Genomic DNA, 14,079 nt, shown 5'->3' on the forward strand with positions numbered 1-14,079 from the left:
CAGTACGACGGTCCGCAGTACGCGAACCGTCCGCCGTACGGCCCGCAGCGACACGGGAACGAGCAGCCGCCGAACAGGCCGGCCAAAGGTCCGTGGCTCGCGGTCGGCGCGGCCGCTGTCGTACTCCTCCTGGTCGCCGGCATCGTCGTGTTCGTGACCACGCGCGGCGGGGAGGACGCCGCCGGCGCCGAAATCCCGACCGCGACCTACACCGACGGCCTGACATCGAGCGAACCCTCGACCCCGATCGGCACGCAGTCCTTCACGCCGCCACCGACCACCCCGTCAGCGATCCCGACGCCCGCTCCGGAGCGGCGCAGAACGTTGAAGGACATCGACGAAGGTCTGCACGTGTACGACGACGTGTACGTGAAGGCGCTGAGAGGGTGGTCCCGGCGGATGCGGGAGAAGACCTCGGTGCTGCTCGTTGCTCCGAGTAAGGGCGGCGCGCTCTTCGTAGGGGTCGATCCGGTCGGCTATTCACCCGCCGTGGCGGCGTCGAACGTTGCCGACGGTCTCATCAAGGGTTCACGTCTGACCGGCGTGCAGAAGAAGCCGGCCAGGGCGCTTCGTCCGGTGAACTCGAACGTCAGCGCCCAGGCGGAACTCTCGTTCTCAGGCCGTTACCGGCTGAACGGCGTCGTCGTGTCCCTGGTCGGTCGGTGTACCGCGATGACCGGCGTCGAGTCGGTCCACAACGTGACGGTGATCGTCTGCGTCGAGGCGCGCCAAGACGCTCGGTCCACCGTCTTCCGCGATGGTGCCCGAATGCTGGCTTCGGTGGCCCGGTCGATCTAGGAGCGGCCGAAGAGGAGTTTCCAGGGCATCAAGGCCGACTCGAGTTGGACCTTGAGGGACATCTTGGAGACGCCTTCGGTGCGTTCCTCGAAGTGGATCGGGGTTTCGGCGATCTTCAGGCCGCGTTTGACCGTGCGGTAGTTCATCTCGACCTGGAACGAGTAGCCGTTGCTGGCGATCGAGGCGACGTCGATCCAGCGGAGGGTGTCCGCCTTCCAGGCCTTGAACCCGGCGGTGGCGTCCTTCACGTGCAGTCGCAGGATCGCGTTCACGTAGAAGTTCGCCCACGCCGACAGTGCCCGTCGGTGCCAGCCCCACTCCTCGGCGGCCGAGCCACCGGGGACGTACCGGGAGCCGATCACGACGCCGGCGTCGGTGGTCCGCAGGATGTCGACCATGGTGGGGATGACCGAGGCCGGATGCGACAGGTCGGCGTCCATCTGGATCACGATGTCGGCGCCCTCGTCGAGCGCGCGGGTGATCCCGGCGACGTACGCGCGGCCGAGGCCGTCCTTGACGGTCCGGTGCAGTACGCCGACCTTCTCCGGCGACTCCTTCGCCAGTTCGTCGGCGACGTCGCCCGTACCGTCGGGAGAGTTGTCGTCGACAACCAGAAGCTCCAGGCCGGGCAGGTTCAGGTCGGACAGCAGCCCGGCCAGCACGGGCAGGTTCTCCCGCTCGTTGTAGGTCGGTACGACGACCACGATCTTCGCTAGCTCACCCATGACTTTCCTTCGTCGGAGACACCGGAGGCTACCGCACCAGGTAGGCCCACCGGTTCAACGACCTCAGAAGTCAGCGAGTGCCTCGGCTGCTGTGCCGTAGATCCGGAACTGTCCGCCGAGACCGGTGACGGTGAGTGGGCGGTCGACCGGGCGGCCGACGCCGACCAGGGCGAGGGTGATGTTGTGCCGGCCGGCCAGGTTGCGGGCCTCGACCAGGTTGCCGAGGCCGGCGGAGCTGCAGAAGGTGACGGCGGAGAGGTCGATCAGTACGAGCCGGGCCGGCGGCGCGACCGCGGCGCGGATCGCCTCGGCGGCGAACTCGGTGCTGGCGATGTCGATCTCGCCGGACATCCGGACAAGCAGTACGCCGGGCTGGAGCTCGTCGGTGACCGCGTCGAACGTGGTCTTGATCATGTCGCCGTCCCGTGGATCTGGGTGGCTTGTCACGCGGGTGTATCCCCCCGGGGTAGCGCCACGAACGCGGGTCCTGGCGAAAACGGAACTGCCCTGCCCCCACACCGTATGCCTGATCGCTCAGGCGTCACAACGGTTCTGTGGACGATAGGTCCCGGAGCGTGACCTCGCGGGTGTAAGCGCTGTCAGAGTCAAGCAAACTGATGATAGACAAGGCGGTATGGGCGTCCTCGACGGTAAGGCAGCACTCGTCACCGGCGGCTCGCGGGGGATCGGCGCGGCGATCGTACGGCGGCTCGCCGCGGACGGCGCCGTGGTCACGTTCACGTACGCGAACAGCGGATCGGCCGCGGACCAGGTGGTCGCCGACGTCAAGGCGGCCGGTGGTGAGGCGATCGCCGTACGAGCCGATCAGGCCGACCTGTCCGCGATCGACGGGCTGTTCGAGCGGGCCGCCGAACCGACCGGCACGCTGGACATCTTCGTCTGCAACGCCGCGCAGGCGATGGTGAAGCCGATGGCCGACGTCACCGTCGACGACTACGACGCGTTGTTCGCGACCAACGTCAAAGGTCCGTACTTCGCGATCAAACGGGCCGGCCAGGTGCTGCCGGACGGCGGCCGGATCGTCGCGCTGTCGACGCTGAACACGGTGGTGCCCGGCCCGGGGATCTCGTTGTACGCCGCGAGCAAGGCCGCGGTCGAGCAGTTCGTGAAGGTCGCGGCCCGGGAGTACGGACCGCGCGCGATCACGGTCAACATCGTGTCGCCGGGCGCGACCGACACCGACATGTTCCACGACCACAACCCGCCCGAGGCGGAGAGCACACTGGCCAGAATCACCGCGCTCGGGCGGATGGGTGAGCCGGCCGAGGTCGCGGACGTGGTCGCGTTCCTGGCCGGCCCCGACTCCCGCTGGATCACCGGGCAGAACCTCCGTGCCACCGGAGGGATGCTGATCTGAGTACGGAGCAACTGCTCGCCGACGTCGACGCGGCCGCCGACCCGGCGACGGCGGAGATCCTCGCGCGCTACTTCAAGCTCGGCCCCGGCGGGTACGGTCACGGCGACCGGATGATCGGCGTGAAGCTGTCCACGATCCGCGGCATCCTCAAGCCGTACCTGCGGGCCAACCTCCCGCTCGACGAGCTCGAGCAGGCCCTGCGCAGCCCGATCCACGAGCACCGCCTGACGATCCTGTGCCTGCTCGCCGATCGCGCGACGCACGCGCTCAAGCCTCGTACGGCGAACCCGGCGGAGCTGCAGGCGCTGTACGAGATCTACCTGCGCAGTACGGCGTACATCAACAACTGGGACCTCGTCGACTGCAGCGCTCCACAGGTCGTCGGCGGGTACCTGCTCGACAAGCCGCGCGACCCGCTGTACGTCCTCGTCCGCTCGGCGTCGCTCTGGGAACGCCGGATCGCACTGGTCGCGACGCAGTACCTGATCAACCAGGGCCAGACCGCCGACACCTACAAGTTGTCCGCCGAAGTGCTCGGTGACCGGGAGGACCTGATCCACAAGGCGTCCGGGTGGATGCTCCGCGAGGCCGGCAAGCGCGTCGACGAGGGCGAGCTCCGTACGTTCCTCGACGAGTACGCCGGCCGGATGCCGCGGACCATGCTCCGCTACGCGATCGAGCGGCTCGACCCGGACAGCCGGAAGTACTACCTGGCTGTGCCGCGCGGATAAGTCGACAAATCAGCTCTTGCTGTCCGCGTACGGCGGGGCCTCGAGCGCGCAGTGCGGGTGGTGGTGCACCAGGTGCGCCCGTCCCGGCGTACCCAGAGTGAACCAGGCGATCGCGGCACCGGCCACGGCCAGCACCGCGGAGATGATCAGCGCCTTGCCGAATCCGTTGTGGAAGGCAACGGGATTGCGGTACGAGTCGCCGGTGATGCCGGCCGCCATCGGGATCGCCGCGACCGCCATCAGCTGCGCCGACCGGGCGACCGCGTTGTTCACCCCGGACGCGATCCCGGCGTGGTGGTCCTCGACCGACGACAGTACGGTCGCCGTCAGCGGCGCCACCGTCGCGACCAGTCCCAGCCCGAGGAGTACGACGGCAGGCAGCACGGCGGTGAAGTAGCTCGAGTCGGCGTCGATCCGCAGCATCAGCAGGAACCCGCCGGCCATCAGCACCGGGCCGACCGTCATCGGGATCCGCGCGCCGATCCGATCGGCCAGGCCGCCGGCGTACCCGGACAGGAAGAACATCAGGAACGTCATCGGGAGCAGCGACGCGCCCGCCCAGAGCGCCGAGTAGTGCAGTGCCGTCTGCAGGTAGACCACGACCAGGAAGGTCGCGGTACCGAGTGCGCCGTACACGACGACCGTGACCAGGTTCGCGCCGGTGAAGCGGCGGTTGGCGAAGATGTTCAGCGGCAGCATCGGGTGCGAGCCGCGGCGCTCGGCCTCGACGAAGGCCGCGAACGCGACCACGCCGATCACCAGGCTGGTCAGGACCACCGGGTCGCCGAAGCCGTGGTCGCCGGCGCTGATCAGGCCGTACGTGAGTCCGGCGAGACCGACCGTCGCGAGGATCGCGCCGGTGAAGTCGAGCTTGCCGCCGGCTTCCTCGTCGCGGGTCTCGGGGACGTGCCGCAGCGTGACGAGGACGGTGACGAGCGCGATCGGTGCGTTGATCAGGAAGATCAGCTGCCAGTACCCGCTGTCGACCAGCGTGCCGCCGACGAACGGCCCGACGGCCGCGGCGACCGAGGTGAGACCGGACCAGGTGCCGACCGCCTTGCCGCGATCGGAGTGCTGGAACGTCGTCTGCAGGATCGCCAGGCTTCCCGGCGTCAGCAGCGCACCACCGATGCCCTGCAGGACGCGGCCCGCGATCATCACCTCGAGGTTCGGAGCGAAGGCGCAGACGACCGACGCGGCCGCGAACCACACCACGCCGATGACGAACGTCCGCCGGCGTCCGAGCCGGTCGCCGAGCGAACCGCTGAGCAGCACCAGTGAGGCGAGCATCAGCATGTAGCCGTTCACGATCCACTGCAGACCGGCCATGTCCGCATTCAGGTCCTTGCCCATCACCGGCAGTGCGACGTTGACGACCGTCCCGTCGAGGAACGCCATCCCCGAGCCCAGAGCCGTCGCCGCCAGCACCCACCGGCCGCGGGCAGTGCCCAGCGCAATCCGTTCTTCACCCATGAGGGTCAGCGTGGCAGATCGAGCTGCAGTACCACGAGTGCCTTGGCAGCCGGGATGCCCGGCAGGATGCCCAGGTGGGGCGGATCGCCGACTGCGCAGCGCGGTTCGCTCAGCAACGGACAGATCGCGTTGAGCAGTCCGGTCGTGACGGTGATGTCGGTCGGCAGCGAGCCGTCGGCGCTCGCGGTCAGCGGCCGGATCGCCGCGCCGGCGCGGGTCGTCCTCGACGGGGACGCGAACACCGACGAGCCGGACAGCCGGTACGTGAGCTGCAGCTTGGACGCCGCGACGGTCAACGGGACCAGGTCGGCGCCGGGCACGGTGGCGGTCTGCAGCGGTACGGCCTGGCCGTCGGCGAGGATCTTCAGGTTCGTCACCCGCGGCTTCGTGGGCGACATCATGCCGGGCAGCTGGTCGCCGGTCGCGGGCAACTGCAGCTGGAGCATGTCGGTTGACCGCGGCAGCAGGACGTTCTCGGTGATGTCGAACGAGCCGTCGCGGCGCGGTACGACGGTGAGATGCACGCCGGGTCTGGTCTGCGCGTTCGTAGTGGTCTCGGATGCCGGCGCCGTCGGCCGCGCACTGCCCAGCCCGGGGCTCGGTGCGGTCGGTCCGGCCGAATCTCCGGAACAGGCCACGGTCGCGCTGTACCCCAGCACCAGCGCGACCGTGGCCAGGTATCGGGCCCGCTCGTGCACCCCCGATGTCACCTCCACGTAGCCGGACCCGGGCCGCCGATTTACAAGACTCGTGCGTCCCCTGGCGGCCGGGTCGAACAGCTGTTTACGATACGCCCAAATTCATGGGGACGGGCAATTCCTGCACTTTTTTCCGGGGCTCCAAGAGGGGGAGACAAATGCGGAGACGGAGTGTGGCCGGGCAATCCCGGGCGGTATTCAGGAATGTTTCGAGAATTCCTGGTTCGGTAATTCGAAGAGTGCTGCTGCTGTTACTCGCGGCAATGGTCGCGGCGGCTCCGGTGGTGCTCACCGTACCCGCCGAGGCGGCCGCGGGCGCCAACCTGTACTTCGTCCAGGGGCTGCCCGGGAAGACCTTGGACATCAGCGTCGACGGGCGTCAGATCGCCACCGGGGTGGCCGGTGGCAAGCTGGTCGGGCCGTTCGCGGTAGCGGCCGGGAAGCGGATGGTCACCGCCAAGCAGGGCGGCACGACGGTGATCCAGCGGGAGGTGACGGCCGGGGCCGGTGCCAGCCTGGACGTGGTCATTCATCAGCCGGTGTCGCCGAGTGGTGCGCCATTGCTGACGACGTACCCGAACAAACTCACCGCGGTACCGAAGGACAAGGCCGGACTGCGGGTCGCGCATGACGCGGCGGTGGGTCCGGCTGACATTCGGGTGAACGGAAACGTACTTTTCCGGAACGTTGCGAACGGGGAATCACTCGACGTGGTCGTTCCGGCCGCGACGTACAAGGTGGAGATCGTGCCGACCGGTGCGACGTCGCCGGTGGTGCTCGGTCCGCTCGACCTGCCGGTGAAAGCCGGCTACCTGACCCGGGTGTTCGCGATCGGTGCGCCGAGCCAGAAGACGATGACGGTCGCGCTCGGCACGATCAAGGTGCCGGCGTCGGGGTCGGACAAGCCACATGTGGTGAACACCGGAACCGGTGGACAGGCGGCAGGGCTCAACCAGGTGCAGAGCCCCGCCGGTCAGTCCGGACTGTGGATCCTGGCGTTCCTCGCACTTCTCGGGATCGCGGTGGTGACCGGCCGGAAGGTGGTCCGTCGCTGAAGCGGCTGCTGACAGGTACGGCGCTGTGCTGCCTCGCCCTGACCGGGTGTGCGGCCGGGGCGGGCAGTGCTGCGCCCGTACCCACCTCAACCTTCACCTTCAACACCACAGGTGTACCGACCCAGCCGCCGGCCCCGACCGCCTCGATATCCGCACCGCCAGGACGGATCGGTACGCCGGCGCCGAGTCAACGGATCCGGTTCGTCCCGCAACAGGTCGTACTGCCCGGTGGGGCGAACGCATCGGTGCTTACGGCAACCACCGTCGACGGTCTGCTCCAGGTCCCGGCGAAGGCGCAGAACGTCGGCTGGTGGGACGGCGGCGCCGAGGCCGGTGACCCGTACGGTTCGGTCGTCCTGGCCGGCCACGTCGACACGAAGACCGAGGGCCTCGGGTTCTTCGCCCGGTTGCTCGACGTACGGCGCGGTGAGGTCGTCGTACTGCGCGGCGCCGGGCACGTGGCGTCGTACCGGGTCACCTCGATCGCGTCGGTCCGGAAGGACGCCCTGGCAACGAAGAGCGGTGCGTTCGACCAAACGGTTGATCATCGGCTGGTCCTCATCACCTGCACAGGCGCCTATCACCCATCTCAAGGCGGCTACGAGGACAACCTGGTGGTGACCGCCGTACCGATCGGTCTGGCGCGTTAAGCAGTAGGCTCGGCGGTCATGGCCAGGTATTTCGACATCCATCCGGAGAACCCGCAGCGGCGGTCGATCGGGCAGGTGGTGGAGCTGCTCCGCGCGGACGGGTTGATCGCGTACCCGACCGACTCCTGTTACGCGCTCGGTTGCCAGCTGGGGAACCGGGACGGGATCGACCGGATGCGGACGATCCGGCAGCTGGACGACCGGCACCACTTCACGCTGGTGTGCGAGAACTTCGCGCAGCTCGGCCAGTTCGTGCACATCAGCAACGCCGTGTTCCGGTCGATCAAGGCGGCCACGCCGGGCAGCTACACGTTCATCCTTCCCGCCACCAAGGAAGTCCCACGGCGGCTGCTGCACCCGAAGAAGAAGACCGTCGGGGTGCGCATCCCGGACCACGTCGTCACACAGGCGCTGGTCGCCGAACTGGGTGAGCCGCTGGTCTCCAGCACGCTGCTCCTCCCCGGCCACGAGGAGCCGATGACGCAGGGCTGGGAGATCAAGGAAGAGCTCGACAACCAGATCGACGCCGTCATCGAGGGTGAGGCCGGCATCGAACCCACCACCGTCGTCGACTTCTCCGACGACGTCGCCGAGGTCGTCCGCGTCGGCGCCGGAGATCCTTCTCCGTTCGAGTGAGAGCATGCGTGGGTGACTTACACACTCGACCTGAACCCCGACGAGCTGCTGACGACGACCCGTACGGTCCGTAAGCGGCTCGACCTCGAGCGGCCGGTGCCGATGGAGCTGATCCGGGAGTGCATCGAGATCGCGCTGCAGGCTCCGTCGGGGAGCAACCGGCAGACGTGGCACTGGCTGGTGATCACAGACGCCGAGAAGCGTGCTGCGGTCGGCGAGTACTACCGGCGTGCCGTAGAGCAGTACCTGGCCGGTCCTGGCGCGGCAGGCAAGCTCCACGCGGACGACCCCGAGCGGGGACCCGTACAGCGCCGCGTGGGTGACAGTGTGGCCTACCTGGGCGAGCGGATGGGGCAGGTGCCCGTGCTGGTCATCCCGTGCCTGCAAGCTCGAACGCTGCCGCCAGGCAACCAGTCAGGTCTGTGGGGCTCTATCTTGCCGTCTGCGTGGAGCTACATGCTCGCAGCGCGTGCCCGTGGTCTCGGTACGGCCTGGACGACTCTGCACCTCACGTACGAGCAGGAGGTCCAAGAGCTGCTCGGTCTGCCCGCGGACATCAGGCAGACGGCGCTGATTCCGACGGCGTACTCGATCGGGACCAGCTTCAAGCCCGCCCCGCGTCAGCCGCTGGACGACGTACTGCACATCGACGGCTGGTGAGCCGGCCGGGTTGAGCCCTACGTTGTCAAAGGCAACGTCCGGTCTACCTGCGGCTCAGCTCAGGAGGCGGCCATCTCTTCTATGGTCAGACCACTCAGCACCGAGCGCGGCTCGGTGACGGTCAGGTCGAGCTCCGGATCGGCGTCCGCGTCCTTCACCTTGACCAGCAGCCAGTCGCCGTTGGTCCGGGTGAACGCCCAGGCGCCGTTCAGCTTGACGCCGTGTAGTTGCACCTTCAAGTGTCCGCGCTCGATCGCCTCCGCCGGATCGACGAGTTGCTGCCGGTCGTCGCGGGTCAGGTTCGTGTAGACGCCCGCGTCCCAGACGATCACCGCACCGCTGCCGTACTGCGCGTCGCGGTGCACGCCCTCGTACGACGCGTACTCGAGATCGTGGTCCGTGGTGAACACCGCCAGCCGCTTCACGATCGGATCCAGCGACGGCCCGCGCGGTACCGCCCACGACTTGAGCACCCCGTCCACCTCCAGCCGTACGTCGTAATGCAAGCGCCTCGCATCGTGAAGTTGCACCACGAAGATGGGCCGGGTCGCTGCAGACATGAGGCTCCGTACGATTTCGAGTTACAGCTAACGGTCGGTCAGGTTCCGGTTGTAGTCTTGCGTCTGGTTGGGAAACCAGCCCCTCAAACCCTCCTCCATCATCATCCGCCCCTGTCCCGAAGCAGGTGCCATGCCCGTAGCCCCTTCACCGGCGCGGCCGATCGCCGTCCAGATCCTGATCGGCGGACGCTGGATCGCCGGCCAGGAGCTGGGCCGCCGGACCGGGACGGCCGGGACCGACGAGATTCTCGTCAGTCACCACGGCCATCTCGTCTGGGTCGACCACAGCTCGGTCCGCTCCTCCTGACGCTGAAAGCCCTTACCGCAAAGGCTTATCAGCAAAGAGCTTTCGCAACCAGGTTGCCGATCTCGACCGCCGACGCCGAACCCGCCGGGTCGAACAGCGTCCTGGTCAGCGCGAACGAGACGCCTGCGCGGGTGTCCGCCCAGGCGACACTCCCGCCCATGCCCGGCCAGCCGAACGACGCCGGGCTCTCCTCTGCCGTCGACCCCAGCCGCCCGATCGCGTAGCCGAGCGCCATCGTCGCGTCGTTGCCGTGCAGTTCGTCCTTCGTGACCAATGCGGGTCCGGTGATCACCGGTACGGACTCGGGCCGAACGAGCCGTACTCCGTCGACCTCGCCGATCAGGCCGGCGTACAGCTTGGCGATCCCGCGGGCGTTCAGTACGCCGCTGGACGGGTCTTCGACGCCCAAGTTGTCCGGCTGGTTCAGGACGGCAGCGCGCGGCATCATCGCGAGCGGCGTGACCTTGCCGAACATCTCGGCCAGCATCCCGAACGTCTGCTCGGCGCCCGCGGGTTCGACCAACGGAACGTACCGGTGCCGTTGATCCGCGGGCAGCGCGAAGAACACGTCGTCCTCGATGCCGAGCGGGGCCGCGATCTCCCGCAGTACCTCGGAGATCGACCTGCCGGTCGCGCGCCGGACGATCTCGCCGGTCAGTAGGCCGAACGTCTCCGCGTGGTACGTCATCTTCGTGCCCGGTTCCCACCACGGCTCCGCGGCGGCGAGGGACTCTGCCTTGCTCTCGAGCGTCTCGCGGGTGGTGTCCGGCGGCAGCGCGGGCAGGCCGACCGAGTGCGTCAGTACGTGCCGCAGAGTCGCCTTGTCCTTCCCGTGCGCGCCGAACTCGGGCCAGCTGTCCACGATCGGCCGGTCGTAGTCGAGGATGCCGCGATCGACCAGGACGTTCGCGACCGTCGCGGACGCGCCCTTGCCGGTGGAGGCGGCGTAGTACAAGGAGTCCGAGGTCACGCCGTCGCCGGCCACCGCGTCCACGATCAGCTCGCCGTGCCGGTAGACCGCCACCTGCAGGCCGAGCTCGGTCTCCACGAGTTCGTCGATCCGCTGCTGCACCACGTTCTGAAGGTTCATACAGGTACGTCGTAGCCGACGCCGGCGGTTTTACACGTTGTCGAAGGTCTCCGGCGGGCCCTGACAGCTCCGCCGGAGACCGGGGGTGTTGATTACTCAACAAGCACCGGATCGTACGGCGGAAATCGCGTTCCGAGGAGGGCCCGTCTCATAATCCATCCGAGGGGTGTTTGATGCCTCCCGGTGAACAGTTGCTGACGGTGCGGGATTAAAGTTGGTAGTTGCAACCAAATATCGGGCTGGGTGAGGGATCCCAAGTCAGCCGTTTCCGCCCCGGGACAGCGCGTACCGCGCTGCCTCGGTCGACGCGTCCCGCCGTACGAAACGGAAGCTGATGTCTGCCACCCAGACCACGCATTACCGCTCCAGGTTCGCCGAGCCGGAGGAGCCCGCACCGGCCGCTCCACCCACCGGGCCTGGCCGACCCACCGGGCCTACCGGGTCGGCCGGCAGCCCCGAGCTCTCGCATCGGGAGATCCTGGAGATCCTCGCCGGGCTGCTCGCGGCGCTGTTCACCGCGGTGCTCAGTTCGACGATCGTCAGCAACGCGCTGCCGACGATCATCGCGGACCTCAAAGGCTCGCAGACGCAGTACACCTGGGTGGTCACCGCCAGCCTGCTCGCGATGACCGTGTCCACGCCGGTGTGGGGCAAGCTGTCCGACCTGATCAGCAAGAAGCTGCTCGTGCAGCTCGCGATCGTCCTGTTCGTGATCGGCTCGATGCTCGCCGGCGCCTCGCAGAACGTACCGTTCCTGATCGGCGCCCGGGTCCTGCAGGGCCTCGCGATGGGCGGGCTGATGGCGCTCGCCCAGGCGATCATCGGCGCGGCGATCCCGCCCCGGTCCCGCGGCCGGTACTCCGGATACATGGGCGCCGTGATGGCGCTCGCCACGGTCAGCGGCCCGCTCGTCGGTGGCGTCATCGTCGACACCTCGTGGCTGGGGTGGCGCTGGTGCTTCTACGTGTGCGTACCGCTCGCCGTCGTGTCGCTGATCGTGCTGCAGAAGTTCCTGCACCTGCCGGTGGTGAAACGCCGCGTCCGGATGGACTACCTCGGCGCTGTTCTGATCGCGGGCGCCGCCAGCTTGCCGCTGATCTGGGTGTCGTTCGCGGGCGAGCACTTCCCGTGGTGGTCGTGGCAGACCGGGGCGTACCTCGGCGGTACGGCGGTCCTCGCGATCCTGGCCGTCGTCGTCGAGACACACGCGACCGAGCCACTGGTGCCGGTGCGGGTGGTGCGCGAGCGGACGACGGCGCTGGCGATCCTCGCGAGCCTCTCGGTGGGGATCGCGATGTTCGGCAGCGCGGTGTTCCTCGGGCAGTACTTCCAGGTCGCCCGCGGGTACAGCGCCACCGAGGCGGGGTTGCTGACGATCCCGATGATGTTCGGGTCGTTCCTCGGGTCGGTCGGGTCCGGGCAGCTGATCACCCGGTTCGGCAAGTGGAAGCGGTACCTGGTGATCGGCGGGCTGTTCCTCACCGCAGGGCTCGGTGTACTCGGCACGATCGACCACGAGTCGCCGTACTGGTACGTCGGCCTCGGGATGCTCGGGATGGGCATCGGCATGGGCATGATGATGCAGAACCTCGTCCTCGCCGTGCAGAACACCGTCGACGTCAGCGAGGTCGGGGCTGCTTCAGCGACCGTGACGTTCTTCCGCAGCCTGGGTGGCGCGGTCGGGGTTTCGGTGCTCGGCGCGATCCTGGCGACGCGGGTGACGGACCTGATCACCGAACATCTCCGTGCCCTCGGCCCGGCCGCGGCAGCCGCTGCCCAGGGCGGGTCGGGGAGCGTGCTCGACGTGAACGCGCTGCCGGGGCCGGTGCAGGAGATCGTGCGGCACGCGTACGGCGACGCCACCGGGCGGATCTTCGTCATCGCCGCCGGCGCGGCCGTGGTGAGCTTGCTGGCGGTGCTGTTCATCCGGGAGGTACCGCTCCGCCGCACGGTCGCGATGGGTGCCGCGGAGGAAGCCCCGCCGGCGGAGCCCGTGACCGTTCCGGATGATCCGGCCGAGCGCGCCGCGATGGTCGCGCTGGACGTGATCACTTCGGCGGAGCTGACGGCGCGGGAGCGTGAGCGGGAGGCCAGCGAGCGGGTACAGGCGGCGGCGAACACGATCCGGCAGATGCGGACCGACGTCGCGGACCTGTTCACCCGGGTGGACCAGCAGATCGCGGAGCTCGAGAACACCCTCCCCGACGCGGACATCCCGCAACCGGCGGCCACGATCCTCGACTCCCAGCGCCCTGCCGGTGAACTGGTCGACGAACTCCGCCGGTACGAGCTGAGCGTCCTCAGCGCCAGCCAACGTACGGCCGACCACCTCCGCGAAACCGCCCGCACCGACGCCGAGTCCGTACGTACGACCGCCCGCGCCGAAGCGGACACCCTCCGCACCGCCGCCCAGGCCGAGGCCGACCAACTCCTCGCCGAGGCCCGCGCCGAGGAACAGGAGATCCGCACCCGCATCACCGAACTCGAAGCCGTCGAACAACGCCTCCTCACCACCATCCGCGACAACCTCTCCCAGACCACCCGCCCACCCGCCGCCCCCACCCACCCGGCCTCACCCACAACCTCCAGCCACCCGGTCGGCCCGGCCTCACACACAACTCCCCCGCACGCCGCCGGCCCGGCCTCGCACACAACTCCCACGCACGACGTCGGCCCGGCCTCGCACACAACCTCCACCCACGCGGGCGGCCCGACCACGACCCCCGCCCAGGGCAACGGCTACCCCGAGGAAGCCCACCACCGCCAGCCCTTCGGCTAACACGAACCACCTCCCGCGATCCGCCCGGGTCGCCTCACCCGGCCTCCCGCGGCCATCGGGGCGGCCCCATCGGGGCGGCCCACCGGGGCGGACCATCGCGGCCCACCCGGGCGGACCATCGTGGCCGCCCACCCCGCCCACCCCGAGCGCCCACCCGAGCAAGCCACCCCGACCACGCGACCGAGCCACCAACGTCAGCCACCTCACCCGACCGGCGCAACTCGGCCAATCCACCCGCGGCACCCCGCTCCCGGGCTGGCTCGGTCGTCGAGTCGTGCGGAATGGTTCGGGGTCCATTCGTCGAGTCGTGAGATGTGGTGCTCCGGCGCGACCGTCGTTCACGACTCGGCGGCCGGGGGTGGCTGGGTGGTCTCATCCGCCGGGCTCGCGTGCCCGGTACCCGGCCTCCTGGCCGGGCCGCTCTCCGGGTCGGCCTGATCGTCGAGTCGTGGGGGATGGTTCGGGGTTCGTTTGTCGAGTCGTGAGATGTGGTGCTCCGGCGCGACCGTTGTTCACGACTCGGCGGCAGGGGGCGGCTG

Annotated in this window: 15 protein-coding genes; 9 read left to right on the forward strand and 6 right to left on the reverse strand. The window is 68.7% G+C overall.

Going from position 1 to position 14,079, the window contains the following annotated elements; translation table 11 throughout:
- Nucleotides 1–153 precede the first annotated feature (153 nt).
- Complete coding sequence (locus tag ACZ5BU_RS28680; RefSeq protein WP_465703532.1) at nucleotides 154–798, forward strand: hypothetical protein; 645 nt, start codon at nucleotides 154–156, stop codon at nucleotides 796–798.
- Here the strand turns inward: ACZ5BU_RS28680 and ACZ5BU_RS28685 are convergent.
- Complete coding sequence (locus ACZ5BU_RS28685) at nucleotides 795–1,523, reverse strand: polyprenol monophosphomannose synthase (protein ID WP_465703533.1); 729 nt, start codon at nucleotides 1,521–1,523, stop codon at nucleotides 795–797. The two genes, ACZ5BU_RS28680 and ACZ5BU_RS28685, sit on opposite strands and share 4 nt — an antisense overlap.
- Before the next feature lie 63 nt (nucleotides 1,524–1,586).
- Nucleotides 1,587–1,937, reverse strand: coding sequence for an STAS domain-containing protein (locus ACZ5BU_RS28690; RefSeq protein WP_465703534.1), 351 nt, complete (start codon nucleotides 1,935–1,937; stop codon nucleotides 1,587–1,589).
- 220 nt (nucleotides 1,938–2,157) lie between these two features.
- Here ACZ5BU_RS28690 and ACZ5BU_RS28695 point away from each other — a divergent pair, with 220 nt between their 5' ends.
- Together ACZ5BU_RS28695 and ACZ5BU_RS28700 are read left to right on the forward strand one after the other, a co-directional pair.
- Nucleotides 2,158–2,901: an SDR family oxidoreductase gene (locus ACZ5BU_RS28695; protein ID WP_465703535.1), complete on the forward strand. Its 744-nt coding sequence runs from the start codon at nucleotides 2,158–2,160 to the stop codon at nucleotides 2,899–2,901.
- A gap of 11 nt (nucleotides 2,902–2,912) precedes the next feature.
- Nucleotides 2,913–3,632, forward strand: coding sequence for a DNA alkylation repair protein (locus ACZ5BU_RS28700; protein WP_465703576.1), 720 nt, complete (start codon nucleotides 2,913–2,915; stop codon nucleotides 3,630–3,632).
- 9 nt (nucleotides 3,633–3,641) lie between these two features.
- Here the strand turns inward: ACZ5BU_RS28700 and ACZ5BU_RS28705 are convergent, their stop codons facing one another.
- Both ACZ5BU_RS28705 and ACZ5BU_RS28710 read right to left on the reverse strand, forming a co-directional pair.
- The gene (locus ACZ5BU_RS28705; protein WP_465703536.1) at nucleotides 3,642–5,105 is read right to left on the reverse strand and encodes an MFS transporter; all 1,464 of its coding nucleotides are present in this window, start codon (nucleotides 5,103–5,105) and stop codon (nucleotides 3,642–3,644) included.
- A 5-nt stretch (nucleotides 5,106–5,110) separates the two neighbouring features.
- A complete protein-coding gene (locus tag ACZ5BU_RS28710; protein ID WP_465703537.1) occupies nucleotides 5,111–5,821 on the reverse strand; it encodes a hypothetical protein in 711 nt (236 codons plus the stop codon).
- Nucleotides 5,822–6,042: 221 nt separating this feature from the next.
- On the opposite strand from ACZ5BU_RS28710, the gene ACZ5BU_RS28715 reads away from it, so the two are divergent.
- From ACZ5BU_RS28715 to ACZ5BU_RS28730, 4 genes are read left to right on the forward strand one after another with little or no spacing between them, the layout of a single operon-like run.
- A complete protein-coding gene (locus ACZ5BU_RS28715; RefSeq protein ID WP_465703538.1) occupies nucleotides 6,043–6,858 on the forward strand; it encodes a DUF4397 domain-containing protein in 816 nt (271 codons plus the stop codon).
- Nucleotides 6,789–7,508 (forward strand): class F sortase, encoded by a 720-nt coding sequence (locus ACZ5BU_RS28720; RefSeq protein WP_465703539.1) that lies wholly within the window; start codon nucleotides 6,789–6,791, stop codon nucleotides 7,506–7,508. The genes ACZ5BU_RS28715 and ACZ5BU_RS28720 overlap by 70 nt, the downstream gene beginning before the upstream one ends.
- A gap of 18 nt (nucleotides 7,509–7,526) precedes the next feature.
- Nucleotides 7,527–8,144, forward strand: a complete 618-nt coding sequence (locus ACZ5BU_RS28725) for an L-threonylcarbamoyladenylate synthase (RefSeq protein WP_465703540.1) — start codon at nucleotides 7,527–7,529, stop codon at nucleotides 8,142–8,144.
- Between the two features lie 12 nt (nucleotides 8,145–8,156).
- Nucleotides 8,157–8,804 (forward strand): nitroreductase family protein, encoded by a 648-nt coding sequence (locus ACZ5BU_RS28730; protein ID WP_465703541.1) that lies wholly within the window; start codon nucleotides 8,157–8,159, stop codon nucleotides 8,802–8,804.
- Nucleotides 8,805–8,863: 59 nt separating this feature from the next.
- Here the strand turns inward: ACZ5BU_RS28730 and ACZ5BU_RS28735 are convergent, their stop codons facing one another.
- Nucleotides 8,864–9,364, reverse strand: coding sequence for a DNA polymerase ligase N-terminal domain-containing protein (locus ACZ5BU_RS28735; protein ID WP_465703542.1), 501 nt, complete (start codon nucleotides 9,362–9,364; stop codon nucleotides 8,864–8,866).
- Nucleotides 9,365–9,494: 130 nt separating this feature from the next.
- On the opposite strand from ACZ5BU_RS28735, the gene ACZ5BU_RS28740 reads away from it, so the two are divergent.
- Nucleotides 9,495–9,671 carry a hypothetical protein gene (locus ACZ5BU_RS28740; protein WP_465703543.1) on the forward strand — a complete coding sequence of 59 codons (177 nt, stop codon included), beginning with the start codon at nucleotides 9,495–9,497 and terminating at the stop codon, nucleotides 9,669–9,671.
- Nucleotides 9,672–9,699: 28 nt separating this feature from the next.
- Here the strand turns inward: ACZ5BU_RS28740 and ACZ5BU_RS28745 are convergent, their stop codons facing one another.
- A complete protein-coding gene (locus ACZ5BU_RS28745; RefSeq protein ID WP_465703544.1) occupies nucleotides 9,700–10,761 on the reverse strand; it encodes a serine hydrolase domain-containing protein in 1,062 nt (353 codons plus the stop codon).
- A 334-nt stretch (nucleotides 10,762–11,095) separates the two neighbouring features.
- Here ACZ5BU_RS28745 and ACZ5BU_RS28750 point away from each other — a divergent pair, with 334 nt between their 5' ends.
- A complete protein-coding gene (locus tag ACZ5BU_RS28750) occupies nucleotides 11,096–13,540 on the forward strand; it encodes an MDR family MFS transporter (protein ID WP_465703545.1) in 2,445 nt (814 codons plus the stop codon).
- The last annotated feature ends 539 nt before the right edge of the window (nucleotides 13,541–14,079 follow it).

The organism is Kribbella sp. NPDC031520 (genome assembly GCF_055580825.1).

Excerpts from the sequence above, each read along its gene's own strand:
- ACZ5BU_RS28690 (WP_465703534.1), bottom strand. The coding sequence starts at position 1,937 with ATGATCAAGACCACGTTCGACGCGGTCACCGACGAGCTCCAGCCCGGC.
- ACZ5BU_RS28695 (WP_465703535.1), top strand. The coding sequence starts at position 2,158 with ATGGGCGTCCTCGACGGTAAGGCAGCACTCGTCACCGGCGGCTCGCGG.
- ACZ5BU_RS28740 (WP_465703543.1), top strand. The coding sequence starts at position 9,495 with ATGCCCGTAGCCCCTTCACCGGCGCGGCCGATCGCCGTCCAGATCCTG.
- ACZ5BU_RS28705 (WP_465703536.1), bottom strand. The coding sequence starts at position 5,105 with ATGGGTGAAGAACGGATTGCGCTGGGCACTGCCCGCGGCCGGTGGGTG.
- ACZ5BU_RS28735 (WP_465703542.1), bottom strand. The coding sequence starts at position 9,364 with ATGTCTGCAGCGACCCGGCCCATCTTCGTGGTGCAACTTCACGATGCG.
- ACZ5BU_RS28725 (WP_465703540.1), top strand. The coding sequence starts at position 7,527 with ATGGCCAGGTATTTCGACATCCATCCGGAGAACCCGCAGCGGCGGTCG.
- ACZ5BU_RS28750 (WP_465703545.1), top strand. The coding sequence starts at position 11,096 with ATGTCTGCCACCCAGACCACGCATTACCGCTCCAGGTTCGCCGAGCCG.
- ACZ5BU_RS28745 (WP_465703544.1), bottom strand. The coding sequence starts at position 10,761 with ATGAACCTTCAGAACGTGGTGCAGCAGCGGATCGACGAACTCGTGGAG.
- ACZ5BU_RS28685 (WP_465703533.1), bottom strand. The coding sequence starts at position 1,523 with ATGGGTGAGCTAGCGAAGATCGTGGTCGTCGTACCGACCTACAACGAG.